General features: G+C 41.9%; 14 protein-coding genes and 2 pseudogenes. 10 read left to right on the top strand and 6 right to left on the bottom strand.

What is annotated here, in order from left to right; genetic code table 11:
• Positions 1-108 precede the first annotated feature (108 nt).
• Together AB9N12_RS15205 and AB9N12_RS15200 are read right to left on the bottom strand one after the other, a co-directional pair.
• Complete coding sequence (locus AB9N12_RS15205; RefSeq protein ID WP_117815081.1) at positions 109-414, bottom strand: helix-turn-helix domain-containing protein; 306 nt, start codon at positions 412-414, stop codon at positions 109-111.
• 48 nt (positions 415-462) lie between these two features.
• Positions 463-774, bottom strand: a complete 312-nt coding sequence (locus tag AB9N12_RS15200; protein WP_369893273.1) for a helix-turn-helix domain-containing protein — start codon at positions 772-774, stop codon at positions 463-465.
• A 586-nt stretch (positions 775-1,360) separates the two neighbouring features.
• Between AB9N12_RS15200 and AB9N12_RS15195 the strand changes: the two genes are divergently transcribed.
• The 9 genes from AB9N12_RS15195 (at position 1,361) to AB9N12_RS15155 (ending at position 11,445) form a co-directional block, all read left to right on the top strand.
• Positions 1,361-1,828, top strand: a complete 468-nt coding sequence (locus AB9N12_RS15195) for a DUF3408 domain-containing protein (RefSeq protein WP_369892953.1) — start codon at positions 1,361-1,363, stop codon at positions 1,826-1,828.
• Positions 1,829-2,106: 278 nt separating this feature from the next.
• On the top strand, positions 2,107-2,529 hold the full coding sequence (gene mobA / locus AB9N12_RS15190) for a conjugal transfer protein MobA (protein WP_369892952.1): 423 nt from the start codon (positions 2,107-2,109) through the stop codon (positions 2,527-2,529).
• A gap of 245 nt (positions 2,530-2,774) precedes the next feature.
• Positions 2,775-3,014, top strand: coding sequence for a hypothetical protein (locus AB9N12_RS15185; protein WP_369892951.1), 240 nt, complete (start codon positions 2,775-2,777; stop codon positions 3,012-3,014).
• 273 nt (positions 3,015-3,287) lie between these two features.
• Complete coding sequence (locus AB9N12_RS15180; protein ID WP_369892950.1) at positions 3,288-4,529, top strand: hypothetical protein; 1,242 nt, start codon at positions 3,288-3,290, stop codon at positions 4,527-4,529.
• Positions 4,530-4,531: 2 nt separating this feature from the next.
• Positions 4,532-5,614 carry a DUF1848 domain-containing protein gene (locus tag AB9N12_RS15175; RefSeq protein WP_369892949.1) on the top strand — a complete coding sequence of 361 codons (1,083 nt, stop codon included), beginning with the start codon at positions 4,532-4,534 and terminating at the stop codon, positions 5,612-5,614.
• Positions 5,614-9,837 (top strand): DEAD/DEAH box helicase, encoded by a 4,224-nt coding sequence (locus AB9N12_RS15170; RefSeq protein ID WP_369892948.1) that lies wholly within the window; start codon positions 5,614-5,616, stop codon positions 9,835-9,837. Before AB9N12_RS15175 ends, AB9N12_RS15170 begins: the two co-directional genes overlap by 1 nt.
• A gap of 6 nt (positions 9,838-9,843) precedes the next feature.
• The gene (locus AB9N12_RS15165; RefSeq protein ID WP_369892947.1) at positions 9,844-10,737 is read left to right on the top strand and encodes a hypothetical protein; all 894 of its coding nucleotides are present in this window, start codon (positions 9,844-9,846) and stop codon (positions 10,735-10,737) included.
• A 46-nt stretch (positions 10,738-10,783) separates the two neighbouring features.
• Positions 10,784-11,110: a hypothetical protein gene (locus tag AB9N12_RS15160; RefSeq protein ID WP_369892946.1), complete on the top strand. Its 327-nt coding sequence runs from the start codon at positions 10,784-10,786 to the stop codon at positions 11,108-11,110.
• A gap of 41 nt (positions 11,111-11,151) precedes the next feature.
• The gene (locus AB9N12_RS15155) at positions 11,152-11,445 is read left to right on the top strand and encodes a hypothetical protein (RefSeq protein WP_369892945.1); all 294 of its coding nucleotides are present in this window, start codon (positions 11,152-11,154) and stop codon (positions 11,443-11,445) included.
• Between the two features lie 158 nt (positions 11,446-11,603).
• Here AB9N12_RS15155 and AB9N12_RS15150 read toward each other — a convergent pair whose 3' ends face one another.
• The 4 genes and pseudogenes from AB9N12_RS15150 to AB9N12_RS15135 all read right to left on the bottom strand — a co-directional run.
• The gene (locus tag AB9N12_RS15150) at positions 11,604-12,632 is read right to left on the bottom strand and encodes a DUF2971 domain-containing protein (RefSeq protein ID WP_369892944.1); all 1,029 of its coding nucleotides are present in this window, start codon (positions 12,630-12,632) and stop codon (positions 11,604-11,606) included.
• A gap of 30 nt (positions 12,633-12,662) precedes the next feature.
• On the bottom strand, positions 12,663-13,265 hold the full coding sequence (locus AB9N12_RS15145; RefSeq protein ID WP_369892943.1) for an RloB family protein: 603 nt from the start codon (positions 13,263-13,265) through the stop codon (positions 12,663-12,665).
• A 4-nt stretch (positions 13,266-13,269) separates the two neighbouring features.
• Entirely contained in the window at positions 13,270-14,568 is a 1,299-nt protein-coding gene (locus AB9N12_RS15140) for an ATP/GTP-binding protein (RefSeq protein ID WP_369892942.1), read from the bottom strand.
• A gap of 361 nt (positions 14,569-14,929) precedes the next feature.
• Positions 14,930-15,982, bottom strand: a pseudogene (locus tag AB9N12_RS15135) (phage integrase SAM-like domain-containing protein); the annotation flags it as partial.
• Between the two features lie 279 nt (positions 15,983-16,261).
• Here AB9N12_RS15135 and AB9N12_RS15130 point away from each other — a divergent pair.
• Positions 16,262-16,462, top strand: a pseudogene (locus tag AB9N12_RS15130) (tyrosine-type recombinase/integrase); the annotation flags it as partial.
• Between the last annotated feature and the right edge of the window lies 1 nt (position 16,463).

Here is a 16,463-nt window from a genome sequence, read left to right as displayed (position 1 = left end):
AGCGGGATTTTGATGCTTCATCCGTAAGCCGTTCTTTCTTTTTTCGTTGAATGGACTATTGCTGCCGCAAATTGTGGGCAGACGGCAAACTTCGCTCCTTCAAGAAAATCAGGTGCCCGTCAATCGGTATGCAGGGCGGTAGCTGTCCGACAGCATCCGCTCGATGTCGGATTCCCGGTAAAGGATTTTGCCGCCCAACTGGATGTAGGGTATCCGTCCTTCGTTGCGGTAGTCCTGAAGCGTCCGGCGGCTCACTTTCAAGCGTGCCGACACCTCCTTGTCGGTAAAGAACCGTTCTCCGCCCAAAGTCGGGCGGTAGTTGGCTGTCAGGTGCTCGAAGCCGTCCAACAGGCGGTCGAGGTTGCTCATGAAGTGGATTATCCACTCACTGTTTTTGGTAATCAATTCGTTCATATTACTTCGGATTTAGCGGTTATTGTCATTATATTCTGTTTACTCTATTCATATTGTCCTGCCTTTGAACTTCGCTTCCTTCCGCCTGTCCTCGACAACCGCTACAATCCGCTGCACGTCTTCGGGGCGGTAATACGTCTTGTGGTTTATCTGCGAGTAAGCCAGCGTGCCGTTGTCGCGCAGTGTCTGCAACGTGCGCGGGCTGATATTGAGCATTTGGCACACGTCTTGATTGTCCATCCACTCACTCATTCTTTTCTCTCCGTGCCGATGGCAGATGGCATCCATGCGGCGGACGAAACGGTCGAACTTGGCGACCAGCTCCTCAAAGGTTTTTTTTTCGATTGAAACGATTTCCATATACATTAATATTTTGTTGTTATTTCTCTTTCGCTGCAAAGAAATGGGCAAAATTCTATAAAACAATGGCTTTTTCGGAACTGGCAGCGTTTGGCACCGGTATGGTAGCGGTTGTCCGAGTTGTTGCTTGCCGGTTACCTATGGGCAAGCCAATGTGCCATGATTTCTTCACCACCTTTTTTAGCTGTCATTATTCCTTTTGACGCAAAGAAAAACAGAATCCGTCACCTGACAATGGTCTTTACTATTACTGGTAGCATGTGGCACAGGGTGGTAGAGGTTGGCATCGGTTGGAGGTAGCGTTTATCTTCTTAACTCCGCAAATTAGGAAAGCGGCAAGAGCGGGAATAAGGGTTTAATTCAATTTCGTCCGTAATCAAGCCTTTGTTCTTTCAGCTATTCATCTCCGGCAAATCAAAGAAGTCCTCACCGTTATCCGGACGGTATTAAAGCAAAGTCATACAAAATTGCCTAACAAAACCCGAATGCTTGACCGGCTGCATTATAGCCACTTACTTTGCTTGCGATAATCGGTTGAGGCACCTGCCAAGACCACAGTCAATAACTTAATAATTTTGTTTTTACAATGAAAAGAGAACCAAACATCAGTGAGCAGGAAGCTCGTGAAATCGTGGAAAGAATGGGACGCAGGGAATCCTACAGCCTTAAGTCGATGGATGACTTCTACAGGAACATCGGTCTGGATCCGGCTGAACTGGAGCAGCCCGGCAAGGCCGTCAAGGAAGAAGCGGAGACCGCTATGGCGAATAAACCGTCAGATGGGGTGACAGAGGAAGCGGCAGTGCCGCAGAAACGCATCAGCGGCAAACAGCGCAGACTGTCGTTAGAGGAGTACCGCACCACTTACCTTCAAGTTCCGAAGATTGTCAACCGCAAGCCCGTGTTCGTTAGTGAGACAGTACGTGACGAGCTGGACAGGGTTGTCCGCTACCTCGGAGGAAAGGGCATGAGCGCATCGGGGCTGATTGAAAACCTTGTCCGCTTGCACCTCAACGCCTACCGGAATGACATTGAGCAGTGGCGCAAACTCTGACGAAATTACGGAAAGTCGGTTAGGCTGGTGAATACACTTCATCGGCTTAACCGATACCCAAGTGATTTATTACACTCGGAAACCAATCCGACAAGCGGAGGATTCTTGTGTCCTCAAAGACACAGCAAGATATATTTTCAGTTACCCGAATAATTCTAAGTAACTGAAAATCCTTGCACCGCCGTGGGCAGAATTATCCTCCGCAGTCGGATAATTTCGATGTTTTTTAATCGGAGATTAGACAATGAATGAACCGTTAAATTGAAATAACAAGCAGCATGAACAAGAAGAGCAAGTACGGGAGAAATCCCAAGTTGAACCCGAAGACGCACTGCGTGATGGTGCGCTTCGATGATGTGGAATGGAACAGGTTTCTCACGATGTACGAGGAATCACAGGTGTATGCGAAAGCCGTCTTTCTCAAGGCGCATTTCTTCGGTCAGAAGTTCCGGGTATTGAAAGTGGATAAGACGTTGGTGGATTATTACACCAAGTTGTCCGACTTCCATGCCCAGTTCCGAGCCATCGGCACCAACTACAATCAGGTCGTCAAAGAGCTTCGCATCCACTTTTCCGAGAAGAAGGCGATGATGCTTCTCTACAAATTGGAGAAATGTACCATCGACCTTGTGAGGGTAAGCCGAGAAATCGTGGAACTTTCAAGGGAGATGCAGATTAAATGGGAACAAGAGGGAGAATAAGTATTCTATTTTTGAGAAATTTGGGGCAGCAGATAAGGTGTGAAAAAGTTATATTTGGATTTGCGTGATGTCAATGATGCGTTTTTTTGTGAGAGCGTAAATATTACAAATAACGGATTGCTTACCTATGCCGAACTGCTGATGTTCGGCAAATTACCTTACGTTTTGCGCTATGTACCAATATTTTTCTCATCTATACTATAACACACATAATAGATTAGGGCTTCGCAGGTAAGCAACGCCTGATGCCGTTCTTCAACCGCTCCAACAATGAAGACCTTATCCTCGCAATCCAATCCGCAGGGTTGTTGCGTGGGCGCAACGGCTTCCGCAAGGACAAGTCCGGCGAAAAGTTCGCCGAGTCCGAGGAAGACCTGCTCGAACACCGCACCGACAGCTCCGACGCTTTCGATACCCTCTACATCGGTTGTGAAAATTTCCCATTCAGGGATTCTTTTGACCTCTCGGTATCAGGAGTGTCATAAATTATTGCTAACTTTGCCGTTGGATAGGTTACGACCTCTCCACGACATTTTGGAAAAATAAGAAGCGTTATGCGTATCTTGAACTTGAAAACGTAGGAAATTTTCAAATCGCACAAAGATAGCATAGTGGTTCTCACGCATATAGCGTGGGCTGCTATTGTTACATCTGTGCAAATGGTTTCCTACGACCTTCAAGTTAAGACGTGGCATAGTTGGCTCACGTTTTCTTTTCGTATAATTACCGTAGAGCTACCGGTAAAATAATATGTAAATATGGGATTTTTAGATTTCTTATTTGGCAAGAAGGAAGAGGAAGAACAAAAGTCTCAACAAATGGTTGCGGCTAATACTTCTTCCCAGTCGGTTCAGAAGCCCACTAATCTGGGGCAATCGCAGCCCCAGTCGATACCAGTTGCGCCTAATCCGTCAACAATAGAACCTTTCGTTTTCAAATCTGATTGCCATCTAAGATTTGAAAACGGCTCTGAGGTTATGGGTTTACAACAATGTATCCGTACTGTTAGTGTTGAGAAAAACACAAATGGTTGCCGTGGCTATAAACTCAATCCCGGCGACGGCTACATCGTTAAAGTTTTTAATGATGATCTCGGCAAACCGAATATGTCGGATAAGCCTATGCGTATTGTCAGCAAAACAGCAGATAAGGTTGAACTCCGAGGTTTCCCTATCGAAGCACAAACTCCTTTCGGTTGGCAAGAGGTTGACTATCGCGACTACGGCTTTACGGTGTATTACTCTAATGGTAAAGTTTCCAAATGCGTTCTTCATATGTTCGACCGTAATATTGACTTAGAATATCGCAAAACTGACAATTCTGCGTCTAATCTTAATGTCGTTGCAGAAGCGACTGCTAAACCAAAGAGTAAACCACACTTTGAAGAATTAGCTCAACAAGCTATGTCTTGCCTTCAAAGCGGCAACGATGGAGATGCAGTTTATCATCCTATGTTTAAGGCGTGGAGGGAAATTCAACAAAATCCCTCACTGCTAAAAGATGTTCAGGATAAAGCATTGTTAGGAAATGGATTGTTCGTATTTATTTCCTACGGTACTGTTGAAGACATCGATGATAGACAACAAATCATTAGTCTTGCATACCTTCTTTTAAGTGACGCTATCAAGAAAAATCCCACAGACCTGAATTTAATAAGAAACCGCATACTCGTTATGCTTAATAATCGCGAGGCTTTTCAGTATACTGTTTCTTCCGCAACAAATACCAGTTCAGGGTTTGACTTCATGGGACTATCTCAATTTGAAAGTCGTGATGCACTATATACAATGATATATAGTGACCTCTCCAAATCTCCTGTCTTCCGGAACATACCTATGTTAAATGCTACGCTTGCTGACCTCGAAAGAAAAATTGACAATAATTTCTTTGGGCATAACAAAAGCAGAGCAACCATCGCCTCGGACGGAGAAAAAAATCATGCCAAGGTATTATCCTTTTTGCATGAAAAGGTATATGATAATGCTGATGTTGATTTTTAATAATGGCAAAGAAGCAAGAAGATAGATTCGTTACTCTTGATAATGGAGAAGTGGCTAAAGCCACCTTTCCCATTGTGGTATTTGCAAGCCGAAGCACGGATATACCGGCTTTCTACGCCGATTGGTTTTTTAATAGGCTAAAAAAAGGTTACTCCGCATGGACAAATCCTTTCAATGGCGTAAAAAGCTATGTTGGGTATGCTGATACTAAGTTCATAGTATTTTGGTCTAAAAATCCCCGACCACTTCTAAGGCATCTGGATTATTTGAAAGAGCGCGGTATCGGCTGCTACATTCAATACACTCTCAATGACTACGAGGAAGAAGGTCTTGAACGTGGTGTGCCTCCGATCGCAGAGCGTATCGAAACATTTAAGCTGCTTGTTGACAAACTCGGTAAAGGCGCTGTCGTTTGGCGCTTTGACCCGCTTATCCTTACTGACAAAATCAATATGGATAAGTTGTTACAAAAAATTGAAAATATCGGTAACCACCTCCGTGACTATACGGAGAAACTCGTTTTCAGCTTTGCTGACATTATCTCCTATCGTAAAGTCAAAACTAATCTTGAACGAAGCAATATTGCCTATCAAGATTGGACACAAGTGCAGATGATTGAGTTTGCTCAACGGTTAGTCGAACTCAATCAAAATACAGGATGGAACTTTACTCTTGCAACTTGTGGAGAATCAGCAAATCTGCATGGTGTAGAGCATAATCATTGTGTGGATGACCGTCTCATGGTGCGTTTCGGTTATCATTCGTCAGAACTTATGCAATTCCTCGGAGCAAAAATTATAGACTCCACAAATTCAGGTAGCCTTTTTGCCGAATTAGAACCTGTCGAAATACCATGCGATGCAATTTTACTTAGCGACGAAAGATTTGCTATTATTGAAAAGAATAATAGAGATAAGGGGCAACGCACCGCATGTGGCTGCATGAAAAGCAAGGATATAGGCGAATATAATACTTGCCCTCATCTTTGTGAATACTGCTATGCAAATTCAAGTAAGGAAGTTGCAGTAAACAATTGGAATCAACATAAGTTGAACCCACTACAAGACACAATAACAGGACGATAATGTATCGGGACGAAATTAAAAAATATTCGCCTCTTACAATTGAGGATATAATCAAGACGTGCCAGAATCTTGTGCCGTCAGATTATAACAAAGCACCGTGGCTGCATCCGGAAGTAAATCATGGAGTCAACATCCTACAAACCGATGACGGTCTTAATTGCTACATGGCTGGATATGGTGAATCCCATGCCGCGAAAGCATTTAAAGCAATAATGTCATTGCTTTCCCAGTCTTTTTCCAATCCATTTGAGGTCTTCGATTGGGGATGTGGTCAAGGTATTGGAAGTGTATGTTTGATTCAATATCTCAAACAGATAAAGCGTCTCGGAAATCTTAAAAAGATTACATTAGTCGAGCCTTCATCGGCAGCGTTGTCAAGGGCAGAATTGAATATTCGCTCTTGTTTCCCTGACATAAAAATCACAAAAATAAATAAAGGATTACCTGCTTCCTGTAAATTGCAGTTTGAATGTGTTGATGAAATAACCATCCAATATAACACAGTAATTCATCTGTTTTCAAATATTCTTGATATTGAAACTATTAACCTAAAGACTTTGGCCGAGGTTATTGCTTCAAATGGACATGAACATGTGGTGGCATGTTTTGGTCCAGCTAATCATCGAGAAGATAGAATAAACTCCTTTTGTCGTTATTTTGACGAAAAATCCACGACATTCTACCAACCTTTCAGGGACACGGAGTTCTTCCATCGCAAATCGTATGGTGGATACACATTCGGTTGTTTTATCCGGAACTTTACATTCTCATTAGATTCAGGAACGCCCATACTTATACCATATAAGTTCTTTGCTCCCAAGCAATTCAGAGCCGCTTACAAATCTGACTTACTTGATGCGATTCCGGAGATGACAATTACTGCGGAAGAAACTGCCTTTGATGTCTTGGCTCCTTTTGACTTGGGCGCGAGTGTATATGACGATGTCAATCCAATTCTTGCCGTGGTCAATAATATGGTTGTCAGGGGACTACCCACGAGAACCAGCCCTTATTTGGAGAATCTGTTCGTGGAGTTTATGCGCTTTTCCGCAATCGATGAGAATGCCAAAAGGTTTGGAGCCATAGCATACAAACCGACAATCGAAAATATTGATGCCAAGATAAAATATTTGATAAAGTCAGTCCCGTTAGCAGTTGCTCGCATACAAAAAACAGTGATAGAGGCAATTCTGACTGGCCATATCTCATTAGAATCAAATTTATGGAAAGTCCTTGTTAAAGAATCAGATGTGCCATGTGCCGCAATAGCATTCAAGGAACTTTCAATGATGTTTGATCATATTGCATCCGCAAGTCGTGATTATGATAATCTTAAATTCCCGGAGGTTGAACTTACTATTATCAATCCGGAATATCAAGATTCACCTCTCCATTTGGGCAATGATGTATATACAGTGGCGAATGCCGGACTTAGTAATGTAGAGTACGACATGGTGATAGACGTCTCTCTAACAGAGAAATCAAAGCCGATGGATGTGGAATTTTCTGAATTTAAGGCAAAAAATCAGTGCTACTTCAATGTTCGTTCTATTGAGGAGTTAATCTCTGAAAACTATATCTATACAACCGACAGGATTGTATATAAACCTCTTACAACGCTAAATGCGCAGGGCATACACGATTCCATTGAGGAGAATGTAGAGCATATTCGCTATTTTGTGCAACTTCTTTTTAGGAAGCAAGATTTCAGAGAAGGACAGTTGCCAATTATTTCTCGCGCATTACAATTGAAAAGTGTTATTGGACTATTGCCGACCGGTGGAGGTAAGTCCCTGACATATCAGATTTCAGCGATGCTCCAACCCGGAGTTACAATTGTGGTTGACCCTCTTGTCTCATTGATGAAAGACCAGTATGACGGTCTTATGAAATGTGGTATAGATATATGCACCTACATCAATTCTACAGTTTCGGACAAGGCTGCAAGAGAAAGAGAGATGAAGGAGTCAAAGAAACTATTCGTCTTAATGTCTCCTGAACGGTTGGCAATATATCGTTTCAGAGAATCCTTGCGTGCTATGAGAGATAACCATGTTTATTTCTCATACGGTGTAATAGATGAGGTTCATTGTGTCTCAGAATGGGGACATGATTTCAGATTTGCTTATCTCCACCTTGGGCGCAATATGTATCAGTATGTATCGCCCAAACAGACTGATAATCCTGACCTCAATCACATAACTATGATAGGATTGACAGCTACTGCATCGTTTGATGTGCTTGCTGATGTTGAACGCGAGTTGTCGGGAGATTCCGCATTTCCCCTTGACCCACAATCAACTGTAAGATATGAGAATACAAACAGGCTTGAACTTCAATATCGCGTTATTCCAGTAGATGACCCGGAGGCTCATTCTAAATGGGATATATATGCGGCGAAAAATAAGAAGGTAGCGGATGTAGTTCGAGATGTTTTCTATTCTTCAATGACTGAACTTTTGAAGCCGGAAAACATAGCCACAATAAAGCAGCGCTTTCTTGACAGAGAAAACATTGATGAGAATAGTGATTATGGTAAATTCATCAAATCGTTCGACTTGTCAACCGAGGTGGACCGCAACTGGTTTTTGCGCAAAGACAATCCATCATCTGCCATTGTTTTCTGCCCCCATCGTGTAGGATCAATTGGGGTCAATGACTCTATGAATAACCCCGGTATTGCTCGCCAAATTTCTGATGGATTAGGCGTTGATGCAGTTAGTCGATATTGTGGAGGCGATGTCCTGACAGCGCAAGACGAATTTATTCAAGGTGACACAAATATAATGGTTGCAACCAAAGCATTCGGCATGGGAATAGACAAACCGAATGTGCGGTTTACGTTAAACGTCAATCATTCCGGCTCTCTTGAAGCATACGTCCAAGAAGCCGGTCGTGCTGGTCGAGACCGCAAAATGGCACTTTCTGTTATCTTGTATAATGACAGAGTCTTTAGCGAGCAAGACCCGAACACTCGTTTGTATGAGCAGATTCCCGTTGATTTCGGGGTACACAAGTTCTTCTATGATGGTAATTTCATCGGTCCGCAGTTTGAGAAGTGGGTAATGTATTACTTGATGACGCAACAAGAAGCTTCATTGAATGAGGTGGATGAAACGTCACAAACAAACAAAACCGTCAGTGGATTCCTATCCAGAATGAACAATGCTGACATCGGAGACACAATCGTTGCATACATCTCTTACAAATATCCGTCTAAAGATTCTGAAACACTTGATGGACACTTGTTAAAGGCCGGACTTCGTCCAATCGGTGGGAATCATCATAAACTGGAAGATAAAAAGCAACGGTATTATGAAGCTTTGATGAAAGCTATCTATCGTATGTGCTGCATTGGGTTGATAGAGGATTATACTCAAGATTACATACGCGAGGAGTTTCGTATCGTTACGAAGAAACTTGCACCCGGTTCCTATTTCAAGAATCTTCAGACATTCCTTGAACGATATTTCTCGGAAGAACGTGCAGCGAATGAAATAGAGAAGGCAAAACTATACAAAGGAGCGAATGAGATGCAACAGTGCCTCGGTTATCTGACGGATTTCATATATAGCAATATTGCCACTAAACGAAAAAGAGCCATTCAAGATATTGATGACTTTTGCAAACGAGCTATCTCCAGCGATGAAAGTTGGCTGCAAGTAAATGAAGAATTGAAGGATGACATTTATTTTTACTTCAATTCAAAATACGCACGTCCGGAGTTTGAAGCTCCCAATGGTGAGCCTTTCTCATTGGTAAAAGACACTGACAGCGGTAGAAATTTTGACTTTGAGCATATTTTCAAATATATGCGAGTCATCGACGATAACCTCATAGCCCCCGGCGGTACACCTAAAGATAATGTGAAACACCTGTTAGGCGCTGTGAGGTTGGTAAGACGTTCTTTGACTGATAAAAATCCGTCTTTTGACTTCCTCAATGTATTCTGCCTTTTCTATCTTAAGGCCGACGAGGAAGGGACGCCGTCCGGTGAAGACCTTGAAAGAAGCTACATGAATGGTTATCGGGATTTGAAAAACCTTGATGACACCAGTAACTTCTATACCCTACTTAAAAGATTCAAAGATGAACTCGTCACAAGAAACATAATCGGCAACACGGAACTTACGCGATTGGAACGGCTCGAACTGATAGTTGAGTTGCACCGACATGTAGATTGGACAACTGAATTTACCGAAAATTTTACATCCCCATTTTAAAAGAATATGACTACTCAAGAAATACTCGCAAGCCTGTCGCAACTGGAACAGGAATTGCAATCCATCAAATCGGCAAGAGCCTTGGTGGACGATACCGTCGGTGCTTATGCCGAAGTACGAATAGACATAAAAAAACTCTTGAATGAGTTTGAGTCTGTAACGAAAACTCTAAACTCCATATCGTCTGCGCTGGAGTCTGAAAATGAGTCCATCAATTCAGAGATTCAAAAGTCTATTGATATGGTTAAGAGACAGCTTGAAACTCTCAACACATCTTTTGCCAATCAGTGCAACTCTGTCATTATGCGGTTTATAGAGAGTGTCAGCAAGGCAGCTAATGACCTCGCGACTAAGACAGAATCGCTAACGGCAACCTACGAGAAAAATAACAATGATTTCAAGGCAAGCATTAAGGAACTTGCGATTGTTCACGCATCGCTTGTCAAGGCAACTGAGTCGGTTACTTCTCTCAAATCTGACATAGCCACTTTGCAGAATCAACTGAACCAGTCTCAGATGGGACAGGATGCTACTCTTGAAAAGATTGCATCTCAGCTTCAAGCAACCGGAACATCCCATGCTCAGATTCTGACTCAAATCGCTAACGACTTGAAATCGTCTCAAGATGCTCAAGATGCAGACCTTGCAGTGATTAGGAATAATCAAAATAACCAAGCCTCTAAGTTTGAATCCGTTGCTGTCTCTATTTCTGCGAACTCGGACAAACTCGATACTATAATCTCAAATATTAGTAAGGTCTCTGATCTCATTGCAGATAAATCTAAAGTTATCGAAACAAAACTTGATGAAATTGCACAGACCTCCAAGTTCTCCAAGACAATGGTAGTTCTTAATATTGTAATTACCTGTATTGCCGTATTAGTCGCCTTCTTGAAATAGAATTTGGCGCTTTCTTTACTGTCTCAGCTTAATTCGTATCGTTACTATGGATGAAGTAAATATAAAAATATACAACGATTTCACAAACGCATGGAATAATCTCGATGCAGAACTAATAGTCAAGCACCTTGATGATTCATTCAGGTACGATTCTCAATGGGTCTTTGATTTTCTTGACAAAGATGGATACTCTAACTACATAAGGGGCAAGTTTAAAACCATCCGCAAAACAGGCTCAAAGGTAATCGCAGAATTGGGTCAAAACTCTTTGGGTGAAACTCTTATCCGATTAAATCAAGACGGCAACATCGCGTTTTATCGTATCAAGGTTGTAAATGGCAAAGTTGTTAAGGCTGATCTAAATTCATTCTAACAAGAAATCCGGTATAGCCATCGGGCTATCGTGAACGGAGCTTGAAATCTCCGCCAGTCGGTTTCTATCCTTATTTCATACACCTTCTCGGACTCTGCCGAGGGGCATTGTCTTTGTATCCTTGCGATATCGTACAGGGAGAGCGGCAAGGAGCTGTGGGCGGCGATGGATTCCGGATTATAGGTTGTTGCCAGGTTTATGCCCTATTGGTTGTGGGGAGGGTACGGTTACCTGATAGCCTGAAAGCGGTGTGGAATCGGCATGGGAATGTCGGCTGCTCAGCAACTGATGTGCCATGTCTGCGCTTGGGCTTCTATTTTCATATTCTGCTTTGACCGTCAGGGATAACCTCACGGAGTAGATTATTGAGGGCATTGGCTGCGTACCGCTCAATGGCGACGGCATAGTCCTAAGGGTTACGTAGGGATATTCAGTTAATAGCCCTAATATATGTACTGGTTGATGAAATGGAAAAATTGAATTTGTAATGAAGTCATTTCAATCGCTTGAATTGCATGGTATATTGACTTGATGCGTTGTCAACATACATTTCGTATTCGATGAGTCCTTTTCTTACTGCTATTTTATGAAGTTTTGTCTTGTCTTCAGCTTTTATTCTTGCTCCATAATATATTTCTGACGGAATCATTTCCACAGGAGAAATGCTTGACTTTCCACATTGTGATGTTGGCAATGTATGGATTAGTCTCCATTCCTTTTCATAAGACCAATCTGTCGATTTATAAAGTCCAACTTTTATATTCGCTAATTTGTCAATTTCTATCATATGAATGCCAAAAATATTGTATATAGCCCATGCAAAGAGAGAACTTCCATTGTATCTAATACTATCATATATTACAGGAAATAGGCCACAGTGTATAGTATTCATTTTGTTGAATGATAAGGCTTCTTTGGTATAGCCGAGTGCAAACCCAGTATGATTATTGGCATAATGACTCCACATTGTAATAGAATCTACATTTTCACTGAAGCAAGCATAAGAGACCGAATTCCTTATCTGAGTATTCACTTCAGGAGCAATTTCTTTTATAAATAAAATGATGAATGTTGCCATTGATTTCAATTGTGTCTCCATGCTATCAGTATTAGAAGACAAATCGATATTAAGTAAATTCTCTTTCACTTTAACAAACTCTCCTGTCGGAAAAAATTTTGTCAATTCTTTTTGTACAGCGTCTCTTTGTAATACTGTTTGCATTGCGCTCATAAAATCAACATTCGCTGTAGACATAATAATTGAACTAATCTCATCAAGATTATACTGAAACAATGAGTCGTATGGATCATTAAAATTGTCCGCAGTTACTGTATATACAGAATCCGATTTAAGAGCCTCAATATTATTGTCATTTACAGCTCTATATCTGAAGAGCTTTGATGGCATGATTTCTTCAATTGCCTGTCGTATGGGATATACTAATTTGGGAAGTTTATCTGCTTCAACATCTCCGGATATTATTGTTTCTTTGAGAACTTTCGCGAAATTATCTCTGTTCATACACTTTAAGATTATTTTTTCTCGTTAAACTTATATATCGTTTAGTAGTTCTATCACCTTATGAATCTCAGAGTACGCCATCATATCTTCCGGCGATTCTTTGCATAGTTGACACAATTTCTCTGAATTTGACATCGCCCGTTTCAAGTCACCGCTTTTTGTCAAGTATTTATAAAGGTTGGTGCGTATGAAATATCGTTTTGTCTTTTCATATCCCGGCATATATTTCTGTAATTCGGGAAGTAGTTGCTCGTAACTCTCATATCGCCGACAGACAACATTTGGCAAGAAGTGCAGCAGAAACCAAAATTCCGTGCATGGATTCGTTTCCACAAACATCACTCTTCCCTTATACTCCCTTGTGTTGTACTTTTTCTTTGCCTGTTGATACAACTGCATTTCAGAGGGATACTGATATAGTCTATCCATATCAAACAGGCATACGATATAATCATATTGCTTGTTCAAATAGGACTCTACCAGTTTCAGAATATGATTGATGTCGCTATGCTGCGGAAAATCCGGCGCAACCTTGAAAGGATAACGACGGGCAATCCTCAAAGAATCGAAGTAAAACCACTCTGTTTCTCCCTCGCCTATGATGGCGATACTTTTTGTTACTGTCCGCCCCATATCACTACTCGTTTAAATCAATATACTGACTGCCGAGGAACGGCAACTTTACTAATTTCCCCTGCTTGTAGGCGTTATATGGGGAAAGATTCTTATGCAGTCCCAAAGAAGAGAGACGCACTATTTTAGTTTCGCCAAATTCGTCTTTGTCAGTGAACCATATCGTATCACGACGAATGAAATCCTCGTTGAGAAGATTGATATCGTGAGTTGTCAGCAACATCTGGGAAGTCCCAGTGCTATTTGCCAAGAAAACTTTTAGGAAATAAGCAAGCAATTCATAATGGATACTTGTTTCCACTTCATCAATGGGTACAAACCGGTTGGTCTTTAACAGAAAATTCAGAATCACAGCCAGCCCCATAAATCGCATAGTGCCGTTGGATTCGTATTCTTCGGACAAGTCATAGAAACCATCTCCGGCTTTATGCTTGAATGTCAGTTCCGTATTTGTAATCTTACCTTTTCTAAGCATCTCGGCTTTTGCTTCATTACCAATAGGGGCGTTCTGAATCAGTTGCTCCAGTTCCGGAGTGATCAACTCTTCCTCTTCGTGTAAGGCAACATCTTCTATATTGAAATCAGAGGCTTTCAGGAAACTTAGAATAAATTTCTTCAAATCTCCTGTTTCATCCTTGTCCAATCGTGCTTTGATATAACCCGAAAGCAACATACCGGGAGCTAATGTTTCCTTTACTTGTTTGGCAAAATAATCGTACACATCGTTCAGCCTTGTTCGTTCCACGTTGCTTTTACCAAATGCGGCAAGCACACTGCAATTATTGATTGTGTTTCCGGAAATCACACCTTGGCTTTTTTTCGTCATTTTAAGGTTTGCACCAAACTCTATGATTGAAGAATCTGTGGTGGCGTCATAACTGCGGCTATACAATTTGGTAGGGCGAATGGAATCATATACAATCAATGTCTCGGAATAAATACATCTTGCATCCAATTCAAAACTAAGGATATATTTCGATTGATTGATATAGAATACCATCGACATCTTCGTCTTTTCATTCCTTGAAGTGTCATCCAACATGAAAGGAACAACCCCGGTTTTCTCATTCCGGTCTTTGAGCATCCGTAGCACAAGCATCCTGAAAAACTCGACAGCATTCAATATATTGGTTTTACCGGAGGCATTGGCGCCATAAATGATTCCCACTTTCAACAACCTTACACCGTCTTTCACTTCATACGAATACTCATCAGACATAAAAGTGTCTGATGAAGGCTCAAAACTTATTTTTTGAGCCGACTTAATGGAGAAGAAATTCTCAATATTGAACTCTGCTATCATAATCGTTGAATTTATCAGATTATATAGCGCAAAGATACGAATAAAAACCGAAATGACAAATTATAATTCAATATTTCGTATAAATTTTACAGAATAAAGGTGTATGATGATTGGGAGGGGCTTTTAATGGCTGTGTTTGTTATGCTTGTTGTGCCATTCCATACGATTTCCGGCACTGGGAAAAATTTCGATTTAGTTGCTTTTATTGAATAAAAGTCGTACCTTTGCATTCAGGAAAAGCGTTCTTTTGAATTACTGCAAAACGAGGTGAAATATAGAATTTCGCTGGTTTCTAAATCGTTACCTGTTAAGCTGAAATATTTTGTAAGCTATTGTATTTTAGCAAGCAAGAGAATCCACAATGTCTTGCAACATGATAGCACAAGTCATCCTTGATGCCTGCCAATGCCGCCAACGCTTTCATGTGCCTTCGGAGATTTGACCAGTGCAGCAGAGGGAACAGGGTATCCCTTTCCTCACTGTGATACTTCTCAATAAGTGCAATCGCTTCGGGCAACAGCTTCACACTGGCACGAAGTTCGTTTTTCTTCCTGCGGTATTTCAGCCATAATGCCCCGTTGTCATCCGTGTACAGGTTCTCGTCGGTGATGGAGACCACATCGGCATAAGAGACCCCGGTATAACAGGCGAACAGGAAAAGGTCCCTTGCCAGCATATGCGTTTTCCGGTATGGTGGTATTTCCACGTCACGGATTTTCTCAAACGATTCACGGCTCAATGCCCGTGGGGTTCTTTCCGATTGTTTTGGCAGGGCAAAATGTTGGAAATGGTATTTCTCCGAATACCCTTTCTTGTAAGCAAGGCGGCAGACTTTCTTCAGGATGGCGAGATAGTGGCGGACGGTATCTATCGCGTATCCTTTTTCTCCCGTGACGAAGTCCTGATAGTCATGGATGAATTGTTCCGTCAGCTGTCCGAAAGCCAAATCCTTGACCTTGTAGCGATGCTCTATGAACTCCCCAAGCGTCAGGCGCATATAGTGGTAGCCGGGATAAGTTCCTTTCGCACGGTCTATGCCGATACGCGCCTTGATGTCGTCACAGACAGCATCCGTCATTCTCATGAGGGTCATCTGCGTTTCCATACTGCCTTGAAAGAGGTCTTTCACATCGGTGGCATCGAAATCAACCTTACGGCTCACAAGGTTGTCGAAAGCGGCGTTTACCGCCAACAGCAGCTTTTCAATCTTCGCATTGGTTTCTACCGCCTCCTTGCTTTTGCCGTTCAGACGGCTTTCACGGGGATTCGACAGTTCAGGAGTGCAGGAGAGTTTGCAGCCGAACTGCGCCATTGTCCGATTCACGGTGATGCGACCCATGATGGGAGCCTTGCCCGACTTGTCCAATCCGCTTTTTTTAAGGTAGAGCAGCACCTTGAATTTTTCTACTTTCATACGCTTATATTTTTAAGTGCAAATTTACTTGCCATATAAGCGTTCTTTGATATGCAAAATGCTGTGTATGAGTGCAAACAAAACGGTGAAGACTTCTTTTCATTGCCCGCCGTTACCTATTGCCGTTTCGGTAACCGGACGGCTAACGGTTTGGTAACTGAATAACCTCAATATTCCGTTGTCATTTGCATTTTCACCACTTGGCAAAATACTGAAACCTTGCTCATTTCAAACGATTTACGTTTTATCTTCACCTGTTCGCTGTTGCTTGCTTAGCCTATTCTGTTGCACCTTGCAAGGCATACTTTTGCCACCACAACGACTCTTGCGAAGGGGGTCCCGATTGAAACTGTATCGAAAATGTTGGGACATACGAATATTGAAACGACACAAATATATGCTCGCATAACTAATGATAAAATACGGAAAGATATGCAACAGTTGGCTGGGAAATTGGATGATTTGGATCAATGGAAGTAAA

The sequence above is a fragment of the Bacteroides sp. AN502(2024) genome (assembly GCF_041227145.1).
GTDB lineage: Bacteria > Bacteroidota > Bacteroidia > Bacteroidales > Bacteroidaceae > Bacteroides.
This window is presented reverse-complemented; position numbering and strand designations above follow the sequence as displayed.